Raw genomic sequence first — 24,242 nt, 5'->3', positions numbered from 1 at the left:
ATATAGAGAAGGAGCTGAGGGGCATGAAGGCAAAGGCAAGACTGCTGCTGGAAGATGGAACGCTTTTTACGGGTAAATCGTTCGGAGCCGAAGGGGATTCGGTCGGCGAGGTTGTATTCAATACAGGAATTACGGGGTACCAGGAGGTACTGTCCGACCCGTCCTACTGCGGACAAATCGTGACGATGACTTATCCGCTGATCGGAAACTACGGCATTTCGCGGGATGACTTCGAGTCCGTGAGACCGTTTGTCCACGGGTTCGTCGTACGCCGGCACGAAGAGGCGCCGAGCAACTGGCGCGCCCAGTACACCTTGGGCAACCTGCTCAAAGAATACGGCATCATCGGTATCAGCGATATCGACACGCGCATGCTGACCCGTAAAATCCGTCATCACGGCGTTATGAAAGGCCTGCTGACCACTTCTGACCGCTCGGTTGAAGAATTGAAAGAAATGATGCAGACGACTCCGCTTATGACCACGCAAGTATCGACGGTATCGACGCCGCATGTATTCAGCGCGCCAGGCAACCGTGAGCGTGTAGTCCTTGTGGACTTCGGAGCGAAGAGCGGAATTGTCCGCGATCTGACGAAGCGCGGCTGCGACGTGGTTGTGGTGCCTCAGGATTCGACAGCGGAGCAAATTATGCGCCTTGCGCCGGACGGTGTCCTGCTTTCCAACGGCCCTGGGGACCCTAAAGACGTTCCTCATGCGGTTGAAACGGTCCGTCAGCTTCTGGGCCAAGTGCCTGTCTTCGGAATCTGTCTCGGTCATCAGCTGTTCGCCCTGGCCTGCGGCGCGGACACCGAGAAACTGAAATTCGGACATCGCGGCGGCAACCATCCGGTGAAAGATCTCATTTCCGGACGCTGCTACATCACTTCCCAGAACCACGGCTATACCGTTAAAGAAGAATCCATCGCCGGTACGGACTTGACCGTTACTCATATCAACAACAACGACCGTACGATCGAAGGCCTTAAACATAACCAATATCCGGCATTTTCGGTTCAATATCACCCTGAAGCGGCTCCGGGACCATTCGATTCGAGCTACCTGTTCGACGATTTCCTGACCATGATCCGCGCGCATCAAACCGATAACCCGCAGGCTCCGCGTCAAGCGCAAATGCTTGCCGCCTGGAAAGCCGAGCAGTCTGACAACACGTCGAAAGGAGAACTTCACTATGCCCAAAAATGAGAAGCTCAAAAAAATTCTGGTGATTGGATCCGGACCGATTGTCATCGGCCAAGCTGCGGAGTTTGACTATGCCGGCACACAAGCGTGCCAGGCTCTTAAAGAAGAAGGAATGGAAGTTGTCCTGATCAACAGCAATCCGGCAACAATCATGACCGATACAAACATGGCCGACAAAGTATACATCGAGCCGATTACGCTTGATTTCGTTACCCAGATTATCCGCCAGGAGCGTCCGGACGGACTTCTTCCGACACTCGGGGGACAAACGGGCCTGAACATGGCGGTTGAGCTTGCGCGTGCAGGCGTCCTGGAACAGGAGAACGTTAAACTGCTCGGCACACAGCTTACGGCTATCGAGAAGGCCGAAGATCGCGACTTGTTCCGCGATTTGATGCGCGAGCTGGAGCAGCCGGTACCGGACAGCACCATCGTAACGACTGTTCCGGAAGCCGTGGACTTCGCAAACGAAATCGGCTACCCGATTATCGTGCGTCCGGCCTACACGCTAGGCGGTACGGGCGGCGGGATCTGCCACAGCGAGGAAGAACTCGTGGAAACCGTGGCATCGGGTATCCGCTACAGCCCGATTTCCCAGTGTCTCGTCGAGAAAAGCATCGCGGGCATGAAAGAAGTCGAGTACGAAGTCATGCGCGACGCCAACGATAACTGCATCGTCGTCTGCAACATGGAAAACTTCGACCCGGTCGGCGTTCACACGGGTGACAGCATCGTCGTAGCTCCGAGCCAGACGCTTTCGGACCGCGAGTACCAGATGCTCCGCTCGGCATCGCTAAAAATCATCCGCGCGCTGAACATCGAAGGCGGGTGTAACGTTCAGTTCGCCCTGGATCCGTTCAGCTTCCAATATTATGTTATCGAAGTAAATCCACGCGTAAGCCGCTCTTCGGCGCTCGCTTCCAAAGCGACGGGTTACCCGATCGCGAAGATGGCGGCCAAAATCGCAATCGGCTACACGCTGGATGAGCTCGTTAACCCGGTTACCGGCCAAACATACGCCTGCTTCGAGCCGACGCTTGATTACATCGTGTCCAAAATTCCGCGCTGGCCGTTCGATAAATTCATCAACGCCAACCGTAAACTTGGAACGCAAATGAAAGCGACGGGCGAAGTGATGGCGATCGGCCGTACGTTCGAAGAGTCGATCCACAAAGCGATCCGCTCTCTGGAAATCGGCGTACACCGCTTGTTCCTGAAAGAAACGGATCTGCTGGATCAAGAAACTCTTGAGCTCCGCCTGCAGAAGCCGGACGACGAGCGTATCTTCCTGCTCGCCGAAGCTTTCCGCCGCGGCTACACGATCGAACAGCTTCAAGACTTGACCAAAATCGACTGGTGGTTCCTGCACAAGCTGGACGGCATGATCCGGTATGAGCAGGAAATCGCCTCCGAAGAGCTGGACAACGAAGTGCTGTACGATGCCAAGCGCATGGGCTTTACGGATCGTGCCATCGCCGAAATCCGCAGTCTCGCCGGCCGCAGCACCTTCACAAAAGAAGCGGATATCCGCGAATACCGCCTGAATCAGAACATCAAACCGGTCTATAAAATGGTCGACACCTGCGCAGCAGAGTTCGAAGCGACTACACCGTACTACTACTCCACCTATGAGATGGAAGACGAAGTACTGGAAACCGAGAAACAAAAGGTTGTCGTACTCGGCTCCGGACCTATCCGGATCGGTCAGGGTATCGAGTTCGATTACTCTACCGTCCATGCGGTATGGGCCATCCAGGCTGCCGGATACGAAGCGGTCATTATCAATAATAACCCGGAGACGGTTTCCACCGACTTTAACACATCGGATCGTCTGTACTTCGAGCCGCTCTTCTTCGAAGATGTCATGAACGTTATCGAACGCGAGAAGCCGATTGGCGTCATCGTTCAATTCGGAGGTCAGACGGCGATCAATCTGGCGGCTCCGCTCTCCAAAGCGGGCGTACGCATTCTGGGCAGCGACCTGGAAAGCATCGATAAAGCCGAGGACCGCAAAAAGTTCGAAGCTCTGCTCCGCAAGCTCGATATCGCACAGCCGCCGGGCGGCACGGTTACTTCCGTGGATCAAGCGGTTGGAACGGCTGCGCAGTTCGGTTACCCGGTGCTTGTCCGTCCTTCCTACGTACTTGGCGGGCGCGCTATGGAAATCGTTTACTCCGATGAAGAACTTCTCAGCTACATGGAGTACGCGGTGAAAATCAACCCGGAACATCCGGTCCTGATCGACCGCTATATGCTCGGCAAAGAAGTGGAAGTCGACGCGATCTGCGATAAAGAAACGGTACTCATTCCGGGTATCATGGAACATGTAGAGCGTGCAGGAGTTCACTCCGGCGACTCTATCGCGGTCTATCCGCCGCAGTCCCTTTCGGACGCGATCAAAAACCAGATTATCGATATCACGACGAAAATCGGGCTGGAACTTCAAGTGGTCGGTTTGGTCAACATCCAGTTCGTTATCCATAACGAGCAGGTATATGTGATCGAAGTGAATCCGCGCTCCTCGCGTACGGTTCCTTTCCTTAGCAAGGTGACCAATATCCCGATGGCCAACGTGGCTACACGGGTGATCATGGGCCAGAAGCTTACCGAAATGGGCTACCAAAGCGGCCTTTGGCCGGAAGACAACTTCGTATCGGTCAAAGTTCCGGTGTTCTCCTTCGCCAAACTGCGCCGCGTAGATACGACCCTCGGTCCGGAGATGAAATCGACGGGCGAGGTAATGGGACGCGACGTCAACTTTGCGAAAGCTCTTTACAAGGGTCTGATCGGCGCAGGGATGAAAATTCCGGCCGCGGGAGCCATCATCGCGACTGTCGCGGACAAAGACAAGGAAGAAGCCGTGGAAATTTTCGGCGGATTCCAGCGCCTCGGATACAAAATCATCGCGACCGGCGGTACAGCTCAGGTGCTCGAAGCCGCAGGCGTTCCGGTTACGACCGTGAACAAGCTGAGCGAAGGCTCGCCGAACATTCTGGATCTGATCCGCAGCGGGGAAGCGCACTTTGTCGTCAACACGTTGACGAAGGGCAAAACGCCTCAGCGCGACGGATTCCGCATCCGCCGCGAAGCGGTGGAAAACGGCGTCGTCTGCATGACCTCGCTCGACACGGTCCGTGCCCTGCTTCATATGCTCGAAGCGATCAACTTCTCGTCCCGCTCTATGCCGGTATACGCGTAAGCGGACGGGTTCAAATCAAATCAGGGGATGTGCGCACAACCGGCCTGCCAAGGCCGTGAGCGTAACATCCCCTCCTTATGAACGCAGGAATAAACAAGCCATTGAGGAGGAGAATGCCGGATGGAAACCGTAAGAGCACAATCTGCCGGACGGATCATGGTAGCGCTCGATTTTGCGTCGGCAGCCGAAGCGGATACGCTCATTCAGGAACTTCGGGGAATTCCGTGTTACATGAAAGTGGGGATGCAGCTGTTTTACGCGGCAGGGCCCCGTTTCGTAGCGCGTTTGAAGGACGAGGGCTACAACGTATTTCTGGATGTGAAAATGCATGATATTCCGAACACGGTCAAAGGCGGATCCGAAAGCGTGACGCGCCTTGGAGTGGATATGTTCAACGTCCATGCCGCCGGAGGCATCAAGATGATGGAAGGCGCTTTGGAGGGTGTGGACAAGGCTCTTGGCGGAGGCGCGGCGAAGCGTCCTCAGGTCATTGCGGTTACACAGCTGACCAGCACCAGCCAAATGATGCTGAACGAGGAAATCGGCATTGCCGGCCGGGTAGAGGATGCAGTCGTCCGTTACGCGCGTCTGGCTCGTCAAGCGGGTCTGCATGGCGTCGTCGCGTCACCGCTGGAAGTGTCCGCCGTCAAGGAAGCGTGCGGCGCCGAGTTTATCACGGTGACTCCGGGAATCCGGCCCGCAGGGGCCGCATTGGGCGACCAGAGCCGGGTCATGACGCCTGCCGAAGCTTTCGCGGCCGGAACCGATTATGTGGTAATCGGCCGTCCGATAACGGCCGCACCGGACCCGCGCCAGGCGCTGGAACAGATTTTGGATTCGCTGGAGATAAGATAAACCTCTCCTTATATAAACGCAAAACTCTTATACCCAGGAACGGAGTGATTGGATATGAACACAGCGCAATCGACAGAACGTGAGATAGCGGCTTCCCTGCTTAAAATCGGAGCGGTAGCTTTGCGTCCGCACGAGCCTTTTACCTGGACATCCGGAATCAAATCGCCGATCTACTGCGATAACCGTCTGACGATGTCGCACCCCGAAATCCGCGATGCCATCGCAGAAGCGTTTGCGGCAAAAATCCGCTCGGAATACCCGCAGGCCGAAGTAGTCGCAGGCACGGCGACGGCCGGTATACCGCACGCGGCATGGGTAGCCCAGAAGCTCGGGCTTCCGATGATTTACGTGAGGGACAAGGCCAAGGGCCACGGCAAGCAAAATCAGATCGAAGGCGCTCTGGCGGCAGGACAGAAGGTCATCGTGATCGAGGATCTGATTTCGACGGGCGGAAGCTCGCTCAAAGCGGCGCTGGCCGTCAATGAAGCCGGCGGTCAGGCACTGGGTGTGCTGGCTATCTTCTCCTACCAGCTCGACAAAGGCATCCGGGCGTTCGCCGAAGCCGGCATTCCATTGGATACGCTGACCAACTATTCCAGGCTTCTTGAAGTAGCCGTGGAACAAGGGGCCATCGCCCAGAATGATCTGGAGCTGCTTCGCTCCTGGCGCGAAGACCCGGCTTCCTACGGCGTGTAAAACGGTAAGGCCGGCAGCGCGGACAGGACGAGACGGGACCGAACCGGAAATAGGATTGAACCCCGGTCCGTAAGCATTTGCCTGCATACACCGGAACAAGGGCGGCATACGCTGAGGCGTTGCCGGGAATCCGGGATAGGTGTTTCCTGAAGCAAGAGGAACACTACCCGGCGACCGCCGTCATGCGACGATACGGCGCATTGGGGGCTGCCCGCGGTGCGAAATCTGATCAAAACAAATAGACCTCCACCCGCCATATTGCGGCGATGGAGGTCTATTTGTTTTGGAAGGGTTGCGTCCTTGCTCACCGCGAAACCTTAGCCGGTTTCGCGGTTGACAGGCGTCGTGGAAGGGCGCCCCGTTCCTTGAGCGCACCGGTTTCGACTGCCGGCTTCAGCCTACGCGTTTGCCCATAATGATCAGATCCCGCTCGATTCCGTCCAGCTCCGCGATCCGCGGAAGCTCCGCCCATTTGGCAAAACCGTAACGGTCGAAGAGGGCCAGGCTGTGCGCGTTATGCCCGAAAATAAAGCCGAGTACGGTTTTAATGCCGAGCTCCGGACAGGCGGCGATGGCTTTTTCCAGAAGATAACGCCCCAGACCGCGGCCGCGGCACTCCTCGTCGAGGTAAATGCTTACCTCGGCGGTGCCGTTATAGGCAGGACGGCCGTAGAAAGACTGGAAGCTCAGCCAGCCCCAGATCTTGCCGTCTTGTTCCAGCACCCAAATCGGGCGGGTTTCCGGATTGTGCTCGGCAAACCAGTTTTCCCGGCTTTGGACGGTCACCGGTTCAAGGTCGGCCGTGACCATTCTACCCGGAATGGTTGAATTGTAAATGTGCACGATGGCGGGAAGATCCGCCGGAACAGCGTCTCTGAGCTTGTACGTATCCTGTTGCTGCATACCTGATCCTCCGTTTTCGAGTGCGATGATTTAATTTTATCATGGTTAACGGAGCTAGGCCGCATTTTTTATTGATTTGCTAACTTTTCCCAGAAGCCGCAAACGGCCTGCAAGCCCTTGTCGAAGTTATCCAAATCGAAATGCTCGTTGGGAGCGTGGAGATTTTCGTCCGGAAGCCCGAAGCCCATCATAACGACGGGAGCCTGAAGCAGGCGCTCGAAAACGTCCACAATCGGGATAGAGCCGCCGCCCCGGGTGAGCGCTGTTTTCTCTCCGTAGGCCTCTTCAAGCGCCGCAGCTGCTGCCACCATAACCGGATGGTCGGCCGGCGTCAGGAAAGGGTTGCCCTTCAGCACTCTTTTAACCGAAGCCTTCAAACCGGCCGGCGTGTGGGCCGCGACATGACGCTCGATCAGCTCGAAAATTTCTTCGGGACGCTGATCCGCAACGAGCCGGCAGGCAATTTTGGCGGACGCGCGCGCCGGGACGATCGGTTTAATGCCTTCACCGGCAAAACCGCCGCTTATTCCCGTTACTTCCAAAGTCGGCCGCGCCGTCGTACGTTCGGTGAACGTATAGCCTTTCTCGCCAAAGAGCTCGGAGAGACCGAGGTCCTCCCGGATCTTCCCTTCATCCTGCGAGACGCGGGCCAGTTCGCCGCGTTCCTGCTCCGTCAATTGGATGACACGGTCGTAAAAGCCTTCAACCGCGACACGGCCATCTTCGTCATGGAAGGAATCCACCAGGCCTGCGAGCGCATGAACGGCATTCGGCACGCCGCCGCCGTACAAACCGGAGTGGAGATCGTTTCTGGCCGCGAGCATTTCAATCTCGACGCCGGCGACCCCGCGAAGCCCGTAAAGCAGAGCGGGTTTGCCTCTCTCCAGCATCGGGCTATCCGAAATAACGATTGCGTCCGCTTTGAGCTTCTCCGCATGCTTTTCCACGAACGGAGCGAGGGAAGGACTCGTAATTTCTTCTTCGCCTTCGAGAATAAATTTGATGTTCAGCGGAAGGCTTCCGACCGCTTTAAGGAACGTTTCCGCCGCTTTGACGTGGATCCAGAGCTGAGCTTTGTCGTCCGTCGCTCCGCGCGCGTAAATTTTGCCGTCCCGGATGACGGGTTCGAACGGTTCCGAATGCCATTCGTCCAAGGGGTCGGCAGGCTGGACGTCGTAATGGCCGTAGACGAGAACGGTCGGTTTGCCGGGCGCATGAAGCCAGTCCCCGTACACAATGGGAAGTCCTGCCGTCGGCATGATCTCCACATTTTCCAGACCGGCATGAGTCAGGGCACCGGACAGCCATTCTGCGCAGCGGTGAACGTCTTTCTTGTGCTCGGACAATGTGCTGATGCTCGGAATTCGAAGCAGCTCTTTCAATTCTTCCAGATGGCGTTCTCTATGCTGGGACGCATAAGGTTCGGTTTTGGCTTTCATGGTGATAGGACTCCTTTTTTTGACAATGGGTTAAAAAAGCTTATCCTCATAACTTCCCCATTTTCACTTGAAATCCTGCAACTTTTTTGGAATAACGAAAGGTACCGCCGGAACTTAAGCAGGAAAAATAATTTTTTGGCCTAAAAAGAAACTTCTTGGGGATTCAATCGTCTTACTAAGTGGAAACAGGATGGAAATCTTTTCATCCCGGCTCTGGCAACAGGCTTGTCGGCCGTATTTAAATCATGGGTTGAGGTGGAAAATATGCGTAACAAAATGGCAGCCCGTGCGACCGCATTGGCGCTGATTCTAACATTAAGCACAGGGGGAGTGCTTGCGGCAACTCCCGCAGCTGCAGCTTCCGGACAAGCTGCTCTGGGCTCTGTAGCGGCTGGCGCTTCCGGTTCGTTCGAGCTTCAGAATATCCAGCTGCTGCCGGATCAGAACGGCAATATCGTCACGTTCACGGTCGGCGTCCATAACAAAAGCGCTGGAGATTTAGCGCTTGTGGACTACTGGGTCCGTCTCAAAAGCAAAACGGGCCATACATACACGGTGCGCTTGATGCCCCAGGATAAAGTCGTGAATAAGATCGGGGCCCATTCTTCGGGACAGGTATCTTACTACGCCAAAGTCGGCAGCGGCGAGAAGCTCCAGGATCTGCAGGTGCAGTTTATCAAATGGGATTTCAGCCAGCCCAACTCCGAGCGTGTTCTCGGACAAATTTCCGTGCCGGCTTCTTACACGGGTGTGACGCCAACGGGACAGAATGCCGACTTCCAGGTGGGAAGCAGCGAACTGCGCGCCTCTACGGAGAAGTTTACAAACGGAAAGAACGAGAAATATTACTTGCCCGCGATAAGCCTGCAGCTTGAAAATATCGGAGGTGCGGCGGTTACCCTGCCGGAAGTCCAGTTTTCGGTTCGAACGCCCGAAGGACTTTTGTATCCGCTGGATGCGAAGAACGCCAAGGACTTGAAAATTAGCCCGAAGGAAACGAAAACCGTTCAACTGTCGGGGGCTATTCCGCTTAAAGCCGGAGAGAAAGGCTGGGAGCTTGTCATCACCCGGATCCATCCCGAGCTGAAATTCAACACGCTGCTGGCGGCTTACCAGCTTCCGGCCGTCAGTAAACCCGCCGGCGGCGAGGCCGGCAAGGAAACGCAGTTTATGAACAAGTCGGGGCTCTACACGGCCAAGCTGGGAGGCATCTACCGTCTTCCGTGGGAAGATCAGGATATTTTGACCGCCAACGTCACGTTGTCGAACAAAGGGGAACAGCCGCTTCCGATTCCGGATATGACGGCTTACTTCCTGCTGGATAATGCCGTGAAAGTGGAGGCTAAACTGGTTCGTACGGGCAAAGTGATCGGCATCGACCCGGGCTCCTCTCTTTCTGTCGAGGCGCTCGGTAAAATCCCGTATACGTATGCGTTTAAGGAAGTCAAGCTGGTCATCCAGGAAAAAGAAAGCGACACGCAGGTGAACGATTTGCTGGAGCTTACCGCGAAACCCGATCTGCAGCAGCTGCCTTTTGTAGGGTTGGGCGCGAAATATGCCCGGGAAGAAATCGGCCGCAAAGCGCAGTATACGGTTGCCGAAATCAATTCCTATGAGGGCTTGACCGGGAGCATCGTTTCGGCCGAGCTGGAGATCGAAAATGCGGAGAAACGGTTTGCGCCCGTCACCGGTCTAGTCGCCCATTTTCAGTTGAAGGACGGCACCGTATTCCCGGCTTCCGTATCGGATATCAAGAAAACGGTAGCGCCTGGCGGCAAAGCGAGACTGAACGTTTGGGCAGCTCTGCCTAAAGGCACGGATATGGAGACTGTCCGTCTGCTGATCGGTGATTCCGTAACGCTGGAAACCGGAGAAGGCAAGCAGGGAGACGGTCAGCAGACCGTAAAAACCGATGCTTACGTAAGGCCCGTAACGTTCGCACTGCCCAAAGAGAACAAGGACGTCAAGGACAAACTGAAGGACATCGCGCTGTTCCCGTACACGGTTTCGATGAGCCGGATCAACACATCAATCAGCAACGATGTGCTGACGCTGAAATTCAATTATGACATCCGCAAGCAGCTTTTAACCGAAACGGCGCCGGAAGGGCATAAGCTCGTTCTCGTATTTGAGGACTATAAAGGCAATAAATCGTTCGAGAAAGCGTATGAGCTGAAAAATTGGGAGCCGCGCGACGGTAAATCGGCCGAGCAGGTGACAGATAACGAGCTGAGGATCGGCAAGAAAGAAAACTTCACGATTCAGATTCAGGACGCTGACTTGATCTATAAGCAGAGGTTTCTGGATAAGTACCATCTCAGCGTGTATCATGAATTCCAGGGACAGCGTAAGCTGCTGGCCAAGCAAAGCATCGACTGGTTTGCTTATTCGGACTAATTTTATTGAGAATAGCGGGTTTTACAGCAAAAGTTCCATCTCCGGATGGAACTTTTTTCATGATTATCCGTAGTTCTTGAAGTGGACACCTCTTTTTTGTCGTCAAAACGGGTAGGAGGCAGCGTGAGGGGAAGAACGTGTAGAGAAAAAAGTCATTGAAAAAAAATAAAGCCAGTTTATATTTTTTTAACCTTTACCGTTTATGATGGGGAAAGAATGGGTATAGCTGCCAATTTCAAGAGAGATTGTTCAATCGGTGCGGAGGAGTAGAGTGGATGAACAAAATGACTAGTTTTTCAATGAAAAACGTGGCGGCGCTTTTTATTATTATGCTGCTGGTATTTGCAGGCGGCATTTTCGCCACGACTAAACTGAAGGTGGAAAGCATGCCGGATATTTCGTTTCCGATCGTGGTCATTTCCACCCAGTACACGGCACCGCCGAAAGATGTGCTTGACCAGGTTACAAAGCCGCTGGAGAAAGCGGTCGCCGGTTTTGACGGCATCAAGAATTTATCGTCTACGTCTAGCGATAATTATTCGCAAATTACAATCGAACTCGAGCAGGACATCAAGCCTAAGAATGCCAAGCAGGATCTTGAGGCACTGGTTTCGAACGTTAAGCTGCCGCAGCAGGCTGAGAAGCCTAAGGTGCTGACGGAAGGATTCTCATCCCAACCGGTTTATTACTTGGCGGTATACGGCAATGACGGGATGAATCAGGCGGAGCTTGATAAAATTTACAAAGACACGATTCTGCCGGGCTTTAACACGATCAAAGGCATTGACCATGTCGACTCCGTCGGCAATCAGGAAGCGACTCTTTCCATTAAGCTCAATGAAAACACGATCAACAGCTATGGATTGACGCCGACGGATGTCTCGAACAGCATCCGGGCCGCCTTGTCCGCAAGTCCTGCAGGAACCGTTGAATTCAACGGTACGACCCAGATGGTGCGGGTGACGGGACAGATCGACACGATTTACAGCCTTGACAACCTGACGCTGACAACACCGAAAGGCAGTGTGCTTCAGCTTAAGGATCTCGGCAAAATCGAAGCCATCAGCGAATCCCAGTTTATAACCCGTCTGGACGGCAAACCGGCTATCGGGGTGCAGCTGTACAAAACGAAGTCGGCCAACGCGGTAAACTTCGCGGACGAAGCCGACGCTTTGATGGCAAAATGGGAACAAACCATGCCGGGCGTAAAATTCAAATCCGTCTATAATTCGGCGGTGGAAATCAAAAAATCGATCCACGGTATGGTGCAGGAAGGCGGCATGGGCGCCCTTCTCGCCTCGGTTATGATTTTGCTTTTCCTTAGAAATATTCGGATGACCCTCATCGTTTTGGTCTCGATTCCATTATCCATTCTAATTACGCTTTTGATGATGGTGCCGCTTAATATTTCACTCAATATCATGACACTCGGCGGTATGGCTATTGCGGTCGGACGCGTCGTGGATGATAGTATCGTTGTTATCGAAAATATTTACAGCCAGCTTCAGAAAGCCCAGGAACGCGGAGAGTCCGTCATCAAGCTGGCGACCGCTCAAGTAGCTGCGGCAATTACCTCTTCAACGATTACAACCGTCGGGGTATTCGGCCCGATTGCATTCGTAAGCGGAGTTATCGGCGAAGTGTTCCGTCCGTTCGCCCTTACGCTGGTCGTTGCGCTTCTATCCTCGCTTCTCGTAGCGCTAACCGTCATTCCGATGCTGGCGAAGCTATTGGTGCTGAAAAGCAAAAAACTCGGCAACCACGACGAGAATCATGTCGGCAAATTTGCGCTTGTTTACAAAAGAGCATTGGAGTGGTCCCTGAACAACCGGATCAAGACACTTTTGTTCTCGGGAATTCTCTTCATTGCCTCGCTGGTGTTGATCGTACCGCAGCTTGCCGTATCGTTCATGCCGGAGGATCAGTCGGCCCGGCAGATGATTTTCCAGATTAAGATGCCGAACGACACATCGATCGAGACGATGGATGAAAAGTCCAAGCAGCTCGAGCAGATGATGAGGGAAGCGAAAGACGCTTCGGGCAATCCGCAGTTTACATACAACGAGACAATGGTGGGCTACGCATTCAGCAAGGATGTAACTCCTTACCGGGCGATGATGTTTACCGAAGCGAACGAAAACAGCAACGCCGAGCAGGTCTTCAAAGCTTACAAAGAGAAAATCTTATATGAACTTCCCAAAGGCTCCGAGGTCGACGGTTCACTGATTGCCGCGGGCGCCGGCGGAAGCAGCACGGATTTCTCTTACTCCCTGAAAGGCGACGACATGATGTATCTGAAGCAGGCGGCCGCCCAGGTTAAAGAGAAAATGAAAGAATTCCCCGAGTTGTACGAAGTCAAGGACAGCCTCAGCGATTCCAAGACGGAAGTCGAAGTCACGGTCGACCAGAACAAAGCGCGTTTGTACGGACTGAGCTCCGCCCAGGTGCTTGAAATGGTTAACTCTTGGATCGGAGTCAGCAAACTCGGGGACTTGAAGTTTGACAACGTTACTTATGAGACCAAAGTGGAGCTTGATCCCCAGTATAAAAATACGGTGAATAAAATCGGCACGTTCCTGCTGAAAACACCGACGGGTCAGACGGTTCAACTAAATGAAATCGCCAAGATCACGCAGATTGATGCTCCTACAGGCATCACCCGTGAAAATCAGATTCAGACGCTGAAAGTAACGGCCAAGATCAATAGTGCGGATAAAGGCGGAGTCAGCGGCAAAGTGGCTGCAGCATTGAATGCGCTGGAGCTTCCTCCCGGCGTAAGCCGTGAGGTGAAAGGGGTATCCGACGATATCTCTTCCGGGTTCTCGGAAATGTTCGCTGCCATGGGCGCGTCCATCTTTATCGTCTATCTGGTCATGGTTCTCGCATTCGGGAACGCCAGCGCTCCTTTTGCCATTCTGTTCTCGCTGCCGCTGGCGGTTATCGGCGGGTTGTTCGGCCTCCTGGTCACGGGAGAATCGCTCAATATTACTTCTCTCATCGGATTCCTGATGCTGATCGGAATCGTCGTGACGAACGCGATCGTCCTGATCGACCGGGTACAGCAGCTGCGCGAGCAGGGAGTCGGGGTCAGGGAATCCCTTATCAGTGCGGGGATGACTCGTCTTCGTCCCATCATTATGACCGCGGGAGCGACTGTGTTTGCGCTTATGCCGCTTGCGCTCGGTATGTCTAAAGGGACCATTATTTCCAAAGGATTGGCGGTCGTCGTTATCGGCGGGCTTGTCACTTCTACAGTACTTACACTAGTTGTCGTACCTATTATTTATGAATTGATTGAATCCTTTAAACGCAGAAGTTCGAACGCGTTCCACCGTAAACCAAAGAAAAATAAGGTGGATGCGGTCCCTGCGGCAAAATCCTGAGTCAAGCAAAGAGAAGAGGAGAGTACAACTGATGAAACGTCCTTTAGCTACGATCGTAAAGCAGAGCACGAAACTGGTAGGCATTGTCGCCCTTACTACGGCCTTGGCCGTCGGCTGTTCGAACAAACCGCTGGCTGGTCCGCAGGACACCACACAGGGCCAGGAATCTCAGATTAAGACCGTAAAAACCGTCAAGGTGACGAAAGAGAAAATATCGGATCCGCTTGAGCAAGTTGCCAATGTCATCTCTTCCGTTCAATTGGAAGTGATTTCGAAAACAGGCGGAGACGTCCAGCAGGTTTACAAAAAGAGAGGCGACATGGTCAAAAAGGGAGAGCTTCTATTCCGCATTGACCCTTCCGATCTGCAGCTGCAGAAGGAACAGGGGCAGCTCGGCATCAAGAGCGCTCAGGCCCAGTTGAAGCAGGCTAAGGAAGAGCTGGCCAACGCGAAAACTGACCTTGAAAACAACATCGTAAAAGCGGAGCAGGGAATTCGGGATGCCGAGAAGAATTTTAATAAAATGCGCAACGATTACGATGAGGGCACCATAACGAAAATCCAGCTGGAGCAGGAAGAAACAAAGCTCAACAGCCTCAAGCTTGATCTGAGCACCCTAAAGCAGAAACGCAAAACGCTGGACAATACGGATTCGCTCGCCGCTGCTCAAGTAGCGATCGAAACGTCCGGTCTGTCTGTCAAAAAAGCGGAACGCGAACTGGAAAATACGGAAGTGAAAGCACCTGTAAGCGGAGTGCTTACGGACTTCCCGGTTGAAGCGGGGATGACGATCGGGCAGGGATTTAAAGGCGGAGTCATCCAGCAGTTGAATCCGATCTTGATCAAAGCCGATTTGACGGAAGAAGCCGTTAATCTGGTGCGCGACAAGAAAGAGCTGAATTTCTATGTGCCGGGCACGACGGAATTAACGAAAGCGCCGATTAAGTATATTTCCGATGTGCTGGATTCACAGACGAAAGCTTACACACTGGAGCTGGAAGTTTCAAACGCGGACCAAAAGCTGAAGCCTGGACAGAAAGTTCAGATTCAGCTCACCGATGAGGCGGAGCAGACGGTGGCGGCCATTCCCACGCTTAGCATCGTGAGAGAAGGCAGCGAATCATTTGTCTTCGTTCTGAACGGGGATACCGTTGAGAAACGAAAAGTCCAGCTCGGTCGTTTGAAAGAAACGATGCAGGAAGTGATTTCCGGCGTAAGCGAAAACGAACAGATCGTCGTTTCCGGTCAGCATCAGCTGAAAGATAAAGAAAAAGTCACGACAGCAGCCGCAGCTAACTAACAAAGGTACACATGGAGGAGAATACCGTGAAGAGCCAATGGAAAACTACCGTATCGTCCGTCTTTCTGTCCGCCGCTCTGCTCGCAAGCGCCGTTCCGGCACTTGCGGCAGAACCGGGGAAACCAGCACCCGCACAAGCATCGGCTTCAGCGCCGACCGCTTATAAATTAACGAACGATCTGCAAGTCGAAATGAAAAGTATCTTAAACGAAAAAACAGCGGACGGAACCCGTCTGGGCGCCGTTGTCCGCATGAAAAACACCAGTTCGAAAGTTGTACGCGTACCCGAGTACGAAGTGCGCATGAAAACGAAAGACGGCGTGGAATTCCGCTTGCAGGCAAGTCTGGGAAGCCCGCGCTCCATTCAGCCCAAATCCCAGGTTGAGCTTAGCTACCTGGCTACGGTTGACAGCGGAGAAGGCGTTGAACTGAGCGAGCTTCGCTGGATAGACATCGATGTTTATGTGTATCCGAAAAAAGAAACGCTCCAGCTCAGCGTACCTGTGAGCGATCTTGTATGGAACGGAACGGAAACGTCCGAAATTCCTTCCGCTTCCGTGAAGAAATGGGGAGAAGCTTTCACCATTCCTTCCTTGCAAACGCCGCTGGAATTCAAAACAACGAATATTAGCCGCGATACGATCGGCACGAAAACGAACTCGGTCGTTCAGGTGCTCGTAACGAATCCGTCGACTAAGCGTCAGACTCTTCCGAATATTGCCCTGGAAGGCAAAAGCGGCCTGCAGACGTATGACAGCAACCGAGCTGAAACCTCGCTTGCCCTGGAGCCGGGCGAGAAGAAATATATCCATTTTGTCATTCCTACGGAACTGAATACAGAGCTGGAAGCTCTTAATGTGGTCACCGCGGAAAAATATATTGACGCGCAGGAAAAACCGGTTACGTATAACGTAGGCCGCGTTCATATCATGCTGCCGGCCAAGCAGACCGATGCCCTGCCGATTCATGGAGCGTATGCTTTCGGTGACGCCATGAAGATGGATCCGCTCAACCAGTTGGTTCACCCGAATATGGATGTTTCCCTCGTGGAGCTGCACATGCAGCAAAACGACGAGGATGGTTTTAATACCGCTATCGCCAAATTTAAGCTGACGAACAAATCCGGCGGGCCGCTTAACGTTCCTGCGTTTGCGACCGATCTTGTCAGCAGCGACGGCTATACGTACAACGGGAACAGACAGGGAACGACGACTCTGCGCGTACTTCCTAACGCCTCCTATGTCGTAACTTACTCTTACATTCTTCCGGCTTCCGAGACGGGTGAAGGACTGAAACTTGCCTTGTATGAAACTCACGGAGCATCCGCGGCGGCAGGAGCACAAGCTTCCGGAGCCAAGTCGCAAGAGGCGCAGGCGAGTGCGGCAGAGGCCGGTGCATCGTATAAATCCCTTCTGACGGCCTATAGCGTTAAACTTCAGCCGCAGCCGGAATCCAAGGATGAACTGAAATTGTATCCTTTGACGGTGAAAGTGAATAACTGGGAAATTTCGGCGATGTTTAACCAGCAGCAGAACTACAATTATCGCCTGAAGTTTTCACTAGATATCGAACAGGAAAAGGACGTACTCATTGACCGTACGTTCTCCCAGCTTCAGTTTGACTTGTATGATAGCGGCGGTACCCTTATAAACTCGGTCAAAAGTCCGTTTGTGGGGGAAAACAAATTGCAAAAAGGCTCCAACACCATTAATTTTAGTGCGGATACCATGCAGTTGTCTTACCCGGTAATGATCAAAGTCTACGAATCCTTCGTCAATGATAAAGGCGAGACGGCGAAGCGTCTTCTGACGACGTTTAAACAATAGTTGATAAGCTGGGCACCCGCATCAGACGGAGCCGTGCGAGTCATGGCGGCTCTTTCCGCCACAGATCACTTAAAAAAGGCCTTTCCGGTTAATCCGGAAGGCCTTTTTCTATTAAAGCGTTGGTTACCCCTGGAGCGGGAATGAGCGGATAACGGACCATTCGCCGTTTTCCTGTTTCCCGAGCAGTTGAAAACTGTCTACATGGAACGAAAAGTCAACCGGCGTATTTTTTACACTGGCCAGTACGTCGTGCAGCTCATCGGCTCCCAATTTCTGTCCGATAGTCAGATGGGGATGATAGTTGTAAGCTTTTTCCGTATCCACGAGAGGGCCCGTACAGAGCTTGTCGTGAAGCTCGATGACCGGTTCCACTTGTTCCAGCGCCAGGTAGATAACGTTGTTAACCGGAAAATAAGAGCTGAACCGGTTGAACGTAATCTGGAATGGGGACACGGTACGGCTCAGATCTTCCAAATGACTGATGGCAGCCTGAAGCTGCTCTTCGGACCATTCTTCTTTCTCACGAACCGTAATGTGGGGCGAAATCACCCTATAATAAGGATCGAACCTTTTTCTATAACTGTTGGCAAATTCGTTAATTTCTGCGGTTGGAAGAATGGCGATGCCGTACATCATATGGAATCCCTCCCTAAATTATGGTCGACTAATTCTTATTATACCGTGTTTGTATCCCACTCACAATTTCATTTTAAGACGATTCATTGTCCGCGTGCGTCCGTACCCGAAAATGCGTGAAGTCATATACTGATCATATCGTGAAAGTTTAAGGGGAGAAGACCGTGAAACGACAAGTTCACAGCCGGGAAATTAAAAAGGTCGTTATGCAAAGGCTTGCAGACCGGGGAGCGAGTCTGGAAGACATCGCAGAGATCGTATACGCCATGCAGGCGCCCTATCATCCCGGTTTATCGATGGATACGTGCATGAAGTCCATTCAGGCCGTATTGGGCAAAAGAGAGCTTCAGCACGCGATTCTGGTCGGAACCGAGCTGGATATGCTGGCAGAGCAGAAAAAGCTTACAGAACCGCTTCAAACCATTCTGGACACGGACGAGAGTTTATTCGGGTGCGACGAAACGCTTGCGATCGGTTCCGTTTTCGGCTACGGCAGTATTGCCATCACGACCTTCGGCTATCTGGACAAAGAAAAGACCGGCTTGATCAAACGACTGGATACGAAGAGCGGTGACGCCGTGCATACTTTCCTGGACGATCTTGTAGCCGCCATAGCCTCGGCCGCATCGGGAAGAATCGCCCATAAAAGCAGGGATGAGATAGAACGGGAAGCAGCGGATGGAGATAACGAATATGCGTAAGTTGCGCACTTCGCTGCTTTTTTATGAAAAATTCCGCTGACCGTGTTGGCCTACAAATAAGCGACTGTCTTTTTGGATATGCTATTTCTAGGCCAATAACATCATCAACGGAGTGAGGACCATGCAGTGGGTATATTGGGTAAAGCTGTACGACAGTAAGTTTCAGGCAGGTGTCCTTGCCAAGCGGATGGAGGAAGACTGGTGGATTTACGGCTACGAATGCCCGTCCGAAGTTGAAGTTTTCAAATCCAAAAAAGGACGTTTCGGTGTCCGTTACTCGGTTTACTAAAAAAAGGTATTGACTTAACCGTACTTTGTATTGTATATTTATTTTTGTCGCTATACGACATTGGTAGTTACTGACGCGGGGTGGAGCAGCCCGGTAGCTCGTCGGGCTCATAACCCGAAGGCCGCAGGTTCAAATCCTGCCCCCGCAATTAATCAAATTTTTTTTGCCTGTTTTTAGCCATACATAACATAATCCGGGCCCTTAGCTCAGTTGGTTAGAGCGGTCGGCTCATAACCGATTGGTCGGGGGTTCGAGTCCCTCAGGGCCCATTGTAAGCCGGAGTGGCGGAATTGGCAGACGCACAGGACTTAAAATCCTGCGGTAGGTGACTATCGTACCGGTTCGAGTCCGGTCTTCGGCATCTAGGCAACAACGAGGTAAGAACAGAAAACTCCCTTCTTTCACTTATGCGCATCGCAGAATGAGACAAGGGAGTTTTTTGCAGTTTATTTTTTCCTGTTAAGAAATGCCTATAAAGCGGGTAAGGGTATAATAAAACAAATAAGCGGGGAGGCGATACCATGGCGATACCATTTGAGATTGTAATGGATCAAAGCAATGTCATTCGCGGAGATTTTTATCCGGCGTCTTCTATAGCAAGGGGCATTCTCATTGTCTCGCACGGGTTTAAGGGTTTTAAGAACTGGGGAATGTTCCCTTACGCGGCTTCGAAACTGGCCCGGGATGTGGATGTCATTACGTTTGATTTTACACATAACGGAGTGGGAGAAGACGGGCAGTCATTCAGTGAACTGGAGAAATTTGCGAAAAATACGTACAGTTGCGAATTGGACGACTTGTCGACCTTGATCTCCGTACTGACGGACGAGTGGGACTTTAAAAACAAGCTGCTGGAATCGGATCGCTCGAAGCCCGTAGTTTTTTATCCTCATCACAGCAGGGGGATCAATCTTTCGAACGAGGAGCATCAGCATAGGGGCTCCGCCAACCCGGTCAATAAGCTTCCCATCTTTTTGCTCGGTCACAGCCGCGGAGCGGGCGTAAGTTTGATCTACGCGCTGGATCATCCCACGGAGATTGCAGGGGTCGTCAGCTGGAACGGAATTACGATGGTGGACATTTTCGACGAAGCTTGCAAAGAGCAGATGCGCAGCGAAGGACGCGCCTATATCGCGAATGCGAGGACCAAGCAGCAGATGCCGCTCGATAAGGTCATCCTGGACGATTTGGAGGCCCGCAAGGATGACTTCAACATCCTGGAACGGATGCGGGGGGCGATATTTCCGGTCGTGCTCATACAGGGCGAGGAAGATCACGCCAACTTGAGGGCAGGCTCGGAGAAACTCGTCGAGAACCAGCCGAAAGTCCAGTGGATCCAAATTCCCGGCGCTAACCATACGTTCAATACGGTCCATCCGTTTGCGGGCTCTTCCGCGGAGCTGGAACAGGCAATTGAACATACACTGCAATTTTTAAAAAGCAGAGTGGTGCCGACGGAATAAACCGAAATTCAGAGGTCCCGGGAGGGACCTTTTTTAATTGGGGGATAGGTTGTGCGTTCTAGACGGCGAAAAAACCCTTACAGAGTAAGGGTTTTTCTAGTAGGACCTGAGTCGGGCGAACCCATGCCCCTCGCTCTGTCAAGACAGAGGAACGATAAGAATGTGGGAAGAACTCAGTCCAACGTATCGAAGACGGCATTCATAAAATATGCGACCTCTAGTTCTGCCTCATTAGCGTTGAAACCAACAAACATTAAAAAGTTTTTGTATCGATTATAAATATCCGGATCATCGTCAGTACGACGGTGCTGGCGGTCATAGATCAAAAAATTATTAGTCATATTACTATACATGAGTAACACCTCCGGTTTTATTATATAAAACAGAATTTGGTATGTATAGTTAATTTTAGGCTTACTAGAGAAATACATGGGAGGGAAGCAGGAATGTCTACGATGGGCACTGTTATCTTTGTTCCGCCCAAACGGAAATTGACGATTTCACCGAGGATGAAGACGATCATGAAGGCATTGAATATACGGTCAATAGTGACGGGACGGCTGAAGTTGATTCGGAGCAGTTGATCATAGATGATGTGCCGGTTAGGGCTGATGAATCAGACGTAGGGCAGCCTGAAATTGACCAAATCGAGTCACAATTACCATACTGCCGGATGATATCGACCCGATAGAAAAACTTATTGCTCTAGGCGAGGCTCCTGCAATCGAAGGCAACAAAATCGACTTCGGTGACGTGCTGCGGCGGAAATATCGTGGTGAGAAGATGGCTGACATCGCGGAGAGCTTGAGACTGGCACCGATCACGCTGCAAAGCAAGCTGAAAGCACAAAAAAACGCCGCAGCCAAGGCGATTGAGCCAGTAGCTACGGTAATAGATGGAGAGCTTCCTTTTTAACTGCGGCCCTTCGGGGCCTTTGATCTCAGGAATAACCTTTTGCTACTCTTCCAGCAATCTTTCCCGCATTAGATGTGAACTTCATTAATCGGCCGACTACAATTAAGTGTTTATGACAGATAACCGAAAATCGACTCTGGTTAGGATCCTCCTTGATCATTTTTTCGGAAAAATTGATGATTTTGTTACCAGCATACGTCAAGATTAGGCACATAAAAGTGAGCAGGAAACTTAGTAGAAAAGTTGCTAACAATTACACCACTCCTTTGGATTGGACTTATCTATATCAACGCAGATGTATAAAAATGGTTTCCATACAGGATAAAGCTCCCTATAGGGCATCTAAATAAAGGACGGTGGGCAGGATGAAAAAGGAACTCGGACAATTTTTACACCAAGGTGTAGTAATTAAAAAATGTCCTAATTGTTTGGGTGAAATTACGCCAGAAATGACAAAAAATACGTATGAAAAAGAATGATGCAATATTAAGAAATTTCTCATTTAAGATCGTGTCGTTCCAGAAGGGTACACGGGGCTTGAGTTGCATTGGTAAATTCCCCTCAACGTGGTTGGATCTACTGGATACGTTGAGGGGCTAAGTGGTGAAAATCAAACTAAGGAATTCCTATACAACCACCACAAGACTTTTCAGGGCCTACCGGATAATGATATCCACCAGGTGTTACACAACCGTCGCGACAAATTAGAAGAACTCCAGCACAATATAATTTGTAGTAATTATTAATCCTTTCGTCATTTCCATTACAATCTGCCAAATAAACGGGGTAATGTTGAGACGAGAAAGAAAGCGAATCCACGATCCAATTTGTTATTGTACTTAGTGGGATTGTAATAGGTTGGTATGATAAGCGCCCTGATTGATCACGAAATAAAGTACACCCATAAATATTATAGTTATCTGAATACCAAACATACACCCATCCTGTTCCGGTTGAGGACCAAAAATAAACAAAATGTCTAATCATATTTTTTGCGTCAGCTGGTGAACAAATCTGTGTTGAATAAGGTGGAGTAGGCTGATGAGTTGGTGGCATACCAATTCCAGAACATGGAGAAACATTCACGACATCTTGAAATTGATTATAGGGATACGATGGGGATGTTAAAGGGCCCTTTGGGTATTGGTATTGCGGCATAAATGAAGGGCAAGGACTGCTTCCATACCATACAGCGGTTACATTGTTATCAACACCGTATTTGAGACAATCATATTCAGTGTTAAAGGATTTACACTCTTTAGTTCCATTCCGTTTTGTTATTTCACAATTACCCATTAAAAACCATCACCTCCAAATTTTATATTAAAGTTTATTCGGGTTGCTTGCCTATATTTCGAAAAATCGTATTCAATTTACAACCAGAAATAGTCTTAGCATGAACTAAGGGAGGAAATCTTCCCATAGCCATTAGATTATGATACCCATTAAACGATTAAAAACTTCGTCAGAAAGATGCCTCATTAATTGGTTGATGAATGCAAACGCGGTATAGTTCCATTAGAGGAAGAGCCTTTTATAAAATTGCTCTGTATCTGATCGATTCCAAGGTCATTAAGCCGGAGTCCTGTGTGACTTTCCGATGACCCTGCGCCCAAAGCACATTAAGGATATTTTGGGCATGAGCGAGAAAAAGATGTATGAGTTTTTAGCAAAGCCACCTTTTCACGTAGCGAGAGCTGGACGAGAAATTGATATAAGCAAATTGGTTTTCAGAAGCTGGAGGAGCAAAAATTGATGTTTTTGATAACAGTGAAAGCGAGGGAGCATAACTCTTGCTTTTCGTATCAGACACTTATTCGTATCAAATTCGTATCATAAGCTAATTTGGGTGCTTTTTATTAAAATAATTTAACTCCGTAAACGGCGAAAAACCCTTACCGGAGTAAGGGTTTTTCTAGTATGACCTGAGCCGGGCTCGAACCGACGACCCCCACCCTGTCAAGATGGTGCTCTCCCAGCTGAGCTATCAAGTCATGTTTGTAAAAATCTTCAGTTGTCTTAGTGACAAGTAGTATAATATCAAGAATTTAAACCACTGTCAACAACTTTTTATAAAACAGTTATAATAAGCTTAAGGAAAAAGACAAACGACTGCGGGGGATGTTATGAACGTTTTAAACGGTTATTCGAATTACACCTCCATGTACGGGAAGATGAAAGATTTCCGGGAGGGAGGTGTCAAATGAAACGGATCATTTCCTCACGGCTGGCAGGGAATCTCCTGCTGCTGCTGAATACGGGCATGCTTTTGGTGCATGTTCTGATTCTGCTTAAAGTCATCCCTTCTCATTTTATTTGGGGCGGGCGCATTAGCGGGGAATCCGAGCTCGTTGCTCTGGAAAGTGTGTCTGTTGTCATCCAGATCGTATTTATCGCCTTAATCGCTTTAAAAACGGGATATTTGCTGCCCGGCAAGTTGAAACGAACGGCTCGGATAGGGATGTGGCTGCTGTTCGTTTTCATGGTTCTGAACACGGCCGGCAATCTGGCTTCCATCTCGGGTCCGGAAAAGCTGTTTATGACGCCGCTGACCGTCGCACTCGCTTTTCTATCACTTAGGCTGGCGATAGAGACATAACACCGGGCCCAGTCCCGGCAGTTGTCCGAAAGAAAGTAGGCGGTTCTCCGGGCAGGGGATCCGTATTTGACGGGCACGAAGTGTTTCCTGAACTTTCCGGTTCCTTTATAATCAGGGAAGGGCGGTCAAGATTAGGCCCGATTTATGCAGAGAAGGGAAGAGGAAGGATGGAACGCTGGGAATACCAGACGCTTAAATTTTTTACAAAAGGTTTTTTTGTGGGCGGAAAATTAGACCTGGACGAATTTGATCAGGACCTGAATAAAATGGGGGCTCAAGGCTGGGAATTGATTTCCTGTTTTGACACAAGCCAGCACCAAGGATCTTCCAAAGAAGTGATCTGTGTATTTAAAAGAAAGCTATTTTAACATGCTCCTACGTTTATCCCCAAAAGCCCTCCTGCCGCTTTAAAACGGTCTTGGAGGGCTTTTTCAAAACCGGA

The 24,242-nt window shown here is 51.1% G+C and carries 18 protein-coding genes and 4 tRNA genes; 17 read left to right on the top strand and 5 right to left on the bottom strand.

Annotated elements, in window-relative coordinates; translation table 11 throughout:
* The first annotated feature begins 23 nt into the window (after window positions 1-23).
* The 4 genes from carA (at window position 24) to pyrE (ending at window position 5,949) form a co-directional block, all read left to right on the top strand.
* A complete protein-coding gene (gene carA / locus KVT34_RS06960) occupies window positions 24-1,202 on the top strand; it encodes a glutamine-hydrolyzing carbamoyl-phosphate synthase small subunit (RefSeq protein ID WP_217557840.1) in 1,179 nt (392 codons plus the stop codon).
* A complete protein-coding gene (gene carB / locus KVT34_RS06955; RefSeq protein WP_217557838.1) occupies window positions 1,189-4,398 on the top strand; it encodes a carbamoyl-phosphate synthase large subunit in 3,210 nt (1,069 codons plus the stop codon). Before carA ends, carB begins: the two co-directional genes overlap by 14 nt.
* Before the next feature lie 120 nt (window positions 4,399-4,518).
* Window positions 4,519-5,253, top strand: a complete 735-nt coding sequence (pyrF, locus tag KVT34_RS06950; RefSeq protein WP_217557836.1) for an orotidine-5'-phosphate decarboxylase — start codon at window positions 4,519-4,521, stop codon at window positions 5,251-5,253.
* 54 nt (window positions 5,254-5,307) lie between these two features.
* Window positions 5,308-5,949 carry an orotate phosphoribosyltransferase gene (gene pyrE, locus KVT34_RS06945; RefSeq protein ID WP_217557834.1) on the top strand — a complete coding sequence of 214 codons (642 nt, stop codon included), beginning with the start codon at window positions 5,308-5,310 and terminating at the stop codon, window positions 5,947-5,949.
* Window positions 5,950-6,342: 393 nt separating this feature from the next.
* On the opposite strand, the gene KVT34_RS06940 is transcribed toward pyrE, so the two are convergent.
* Window positions 6,343-6,852: a GNAT family N-acetyltransferase gene (locus KVT34_RS06940; protein WP_217557832.1), complete on the bottom strand. Its 510-nt coding sequence runs from the start codon at window positions 6,850-6,852 to the stop codon at window positions 6,343-6,345.
* A 68-nt stretch (window positions 6,853-6,920) separates the two neighbouring features.
* Window positions 6,921-8,291, bottom strand: a complete 1,371-nt coding sequence (locus KVT34_RS06935) for a dipeptidase (RefSeq protein WP_217557830.1) — start codon at window positions 8,289-8,291, stop codon at window positions 6,921-6,923.
* A 264-nt stretch (window positions 8,292-8,555) separates the two neighbouring features.
* Here KVT34_RS06935 and KVT34_RS06930 point away from each other — a divergent pair, with 264 nt between their 5' ends.
* The 4 genes from KVT34_RS06930 to KVT34_RS06915 all read left to right on the top strand — a co-directional run bounded on the left by KVT34_RS06930 (window position 8,556) and on the right by KVT34_RS06915 (window position 17,197).
* Window positions 8,556-10,688, top strand: a complete 2,133-nt coding sequence (locus KVT34_RS06930; protein WP_217557828.1) for a hypothetical protein — start codon at window positions 8,556-8,558, stop codon at window positions 10,686-10,688.
* Window positions 10,689-10,963: 275 nt separating this feature from the next.
* Window positions 10,964-14,071: an efflux RND transporter permease subunit gene (locus tag KVT34_RS06925; RefSeq protein ID WP_217557826.1), complete on the top strand. Its 3,108-nt coding sequence runs from the start codon at window positions 10,964-10,966 to the stop codon at window positions 14,069-14,071.
* A gap of 31 nt (window positions 14,072-14,102) precedes the next feature.
* Window positions 14,103-15,371 (top strand): efflux RND transporter periplasmic adaptor subunit, encoded by a 1,269-nt coding sequence (locus KVT34_RS06920; protein WP_217557823.1) that lies wholly within the window; start codon window positions 14,103-14,105, stop codon window positions 15,369-15,371.
* 26 nt (window positions 15,372-15,397) lie between these two features.
* Entirely contained in the window at window positions 15,398-17,197 is a 1,800-nt protein-coding gene (locus KVT34_RS06915) for a hypothetical protein (RefSeq protein ID WP_217557820.1), read from the top strand.
* Window positions 17,198-17,320: 123 nt separating this feature from the next.
* Here KVT34_RS06915 and KVT34_RS06910 read toward each other — a convergent pair whose 3' ends face one another.
* Window positions 17,321-17,833: a 2'-5' RNA ligase family protein gene (locus KVT34_RS06910; RefSeq protein ID WP_217557817.1), complete on the bottom strand. Its 513-nt coding sequence runs from the start codon at window positions 17,831-17,833 to the stop codon at window positions 17,321-17,323.
* Between the two features lie 164 nt (window positions 17,834-17,997).
* Here KVT34_RS06910 and KVT34_RS06905 point away from each other — a divergent pair, with 164 nt between their 5' ends.
* The 6 genes from KVT34_RS06905 to KVT34_RS06880 all read left to right on the top strand — a co-directional run bounded on the left by KVT34_RS06905 (window position 17,998) and on the right by KVT34_RS06880 (window position 20,286).
* A complete protein-coding gene (locus tag KVT34_RS06905; RefSeq protein ID WP_217557816.1) occupies window positions 17,998-18,534 on the top strand; it encodes a phosphatidylglycerophosphatase A family protein in 537 nt (178 codons plus the stop codon).
* A 121-nt stretch (window positions 18,535-18,655) separates the two neighbouring features.
* Window positions 18,656-18,823, top strand: a complete 168-nt coding sequence (locus tag KVT34_RS06900; RefSeq protein ID WP_009671780.1) for a hypothetical protein — start codon at window positions 18,656-18,658, stop codon at window positions 18,821-18,823.
* Between the two features lie 74 nt (window positions 18,824-18,897).
* A tRNA-Met gene (locus KVT34_RS06895) sits at window positions 18,898-18,971 on the top strand.
* Between the two features lie 47 nt (window positions 18,972-19,018).
* Window positions 19,019-19,092: transfer RNA gene (locus KVT34_RS06890), tRNA-Ile, on the top strand.
* A 6-nt stretch (window positions 19,093-19,098) separates the two neighbouring features.
* A tRNA-Leu gene (locus KVT34_RS06885) sits at window positions 19,099-19,184 on the top strand.
* A 160-nt stretch (window positions 19,185-19,344) separates the two neighbouring features.
* Window positions 19,345-20,286, top strand: coding sequence for a lysophospholipase (locus KVT34_RS06880; protein WP_217557814.1), 942 nt, complete (start codon window positions 19,345-19,347; stop codon window positions 20,284-20,286).
* Window positions 20,287-20,459: 173 nt separating this feature from the next.
* Here the strand turns inward: KVT34_RS06880 and KVT34_RS06875 are convergent, their stop codons facing one another.
* On the bottom strand, window positions 20,460-20,639 hold the full coding sequence (locus KVT34_RS06875; RefSeq protein ID WP_217557812.1) for a hypothetical protein: 180 nt from the start codon (window positions 20,637-20,639) through the stop codon (window positions 20,460-20,462).
* 430 nt (window positions 20,640-21,069) lie between these two features.
* On the opposite strand from KVT34_RS06875, the gene KVT34_RS32335 reads away from it, so the two are divergent.
* On the top strand, window positions 21,070-21,201 hold the full coding sequence (locus KVT34_RS32335) for a hypothetical protein (protein ID WP_302695070.1): 132 nt from the start codon (window positions 21,070-21,072) through the stop codon (window positions 21,199-21,201).
* 1,921 nt (window positions 21,202-23,122) lie between these two features.
* Here KVT34_RS32335 and KVT34_RS06870 read toward each other — a convergent pair.
* A tRNA-Val gene (locus KVT34_RS06870) sits at window positions 23,123-23,195 on the bottom strand.
* 209 nt (window positions 23,196-23,404) lie between these two features.
* Here KVT34_RS06870 and KVT34_RS06865 point away from each other — a divergent pair.
* Together KVT34_RS06865 and KVT34_RS06860 are read left to right on the top strand one after the other, a co-directional pair.
* Window positions 23,405-23,800, top strand: a complete 396-nt coding sequence (locus KVT34_RS06865; protein ID WP_217557810.1) for a hypothetical protein — start codon at window positions 23,405-23,407, stop codon at window positions 23,798-23,800.
* A gap of 167 nt (window positions 23,801-23,967) precedes the next feature.
* Entirely contained in the window at window positions 23,968-24,168 is a 201-nt protein-coding gene (locus tag KVT34_RS06860) for a DUF4177 domain-containing protein (RefSeq protein WP_217557809.1), read from the top strand.
* Window positions 24,169-24,242: the final 74 nt, after the last annotated feature.

This window comes from Paenibacillus sp. GbtcB18, assembly GCF_019091125.1.
Lineage (GTDB): Bacteria > Bacillota > Bacilli > Paenibacillales > NBRC-103111 > Paenibacillus_F > Paenibacillus_F chitinolyticus.
The sequence above is the reverse complement of the archived record's forward strand: the minus strand, read 5'-3'. Positions and strand labels throughout refer to the sequence as shown.

What these genes read in the sequence shown, in the direction of transcription:
- KVT34_RS06875 (WP_217557812.1), bottom strand. Translation starts at nt 20,639, where the DNA reads ATGTATAGTAATATGACTAATAATTTTTTGATCTATGACCGCCAGCAC.
- KVT34_RS06940 (WP_217557832.1), bottom strand. Translation starts at nt 6,852, where the DNA reads ATGCAGCAACAGGATACGTACAAGCTCAGAGACGCTGTTCCGGCGGAT.
- carA (WP_217557840.1), top strand. Translation starts at nt 24, where the DNA reads ATGAAGGCAAAGGCAAGACTGCTGCTGGAAGATGGAACGCTTTTTACG.
- KVT34_RS06920 (WP_217557823.1), top strand. Translation starts at nt 14,103, where the DNA reads ATGAAACGTCCTTTAGCTACGATCGTAAAGCAGAGCACGAAACTGGTA.
- KVT34_RS06925 (WP_217557826.1), top strand. Translation starts at nt 10,964, where the DNA reads ATGAACAAAATGACTAGTTTTTCAATGAAAAACGTGGCGGCGCTTTTT.
- KVT34_RS06860 (WP_217557809.1), top strand. Translation starts at nt 23,968, where the DNA reads ATGGAACGCTGGGAATACCAGACGCTTAAATTTTTTACAAAAGGTTTT.
- KVT34_RS06935 (WP_217557830.1), bottom strand. Translation starts at nt 8,291, where the DNA reads ATGAAAGCCAAAACCGAACCTTATGCGTCCCAGCATAGAGAACGCCAT.
- carB (WP_217557838.1), top strand. Translation starts at nt 1,189, where the DNA reads ATGCCCAAAAATGAGAAGCTCAAAAAAATTCTGGTGATTGGATCCGGA.
- KVT34_RS06910 (WP_217557817.1), bottom strand. Translation starts at nt 17,833, where the DNA reads ATGATGTACGGCATCGCCATTCTTCCAACCGCAGAAATTAACGAATTT.
- KVT34_RS06930 (WP_217557828.1), top strand. Translation starts at nt 8,556, where the DNA reads ATGCGTAACAAAATGGCAGCCCGTGCGACCGCATTGGCGCTGATTCTA.
- pyrF (WP_217557836.1), top strand. Translation starts at nt 4,519, where the DNA reads ATGGAAACCGTAAGAGCACAATCTGCCGGACGGATCATGGTAGCGCTC.
- pyrE (WP_217557834.1), top strand. Translation starts at nt 5,308, where the DNA reads ATGAACACAGCGCAATCGACAGAACGTGAGATAGCGGCTTCCCTGCTT.
- KVT34_RS32335 (WP_302695070.1), top strand. Translation starts at nt 21,070, where the DNA reads ATGGCTGACATCGCGGAGAGCTTGAGACTGGCACCGATCACGCTGCAA.
- KVT34_RS06880 (WP_217557814.1), top strand. Translation starts at nt 19,345, where the DNA reads ATGGCGATACCATTTGAGATTGTAATGGATCAAAGCAATGTCATTCGC.
- KVT34_RS06865 (WP_217557810.1), top strand. Translation starts at nt 23,405, where the DNA reads ATGAAACGGATCATTTCCTCACGGCTGGCAGGGAATCTCCTGCTGCTG.
- KVT34_RS06900 (WP_009671780.1), top strand. Translation starts at nt 18,656, where the DNA reads ATGCAGTGGGTATATTGGGTAAAGCTGTACGACAGTAAGTTTCAGGCA.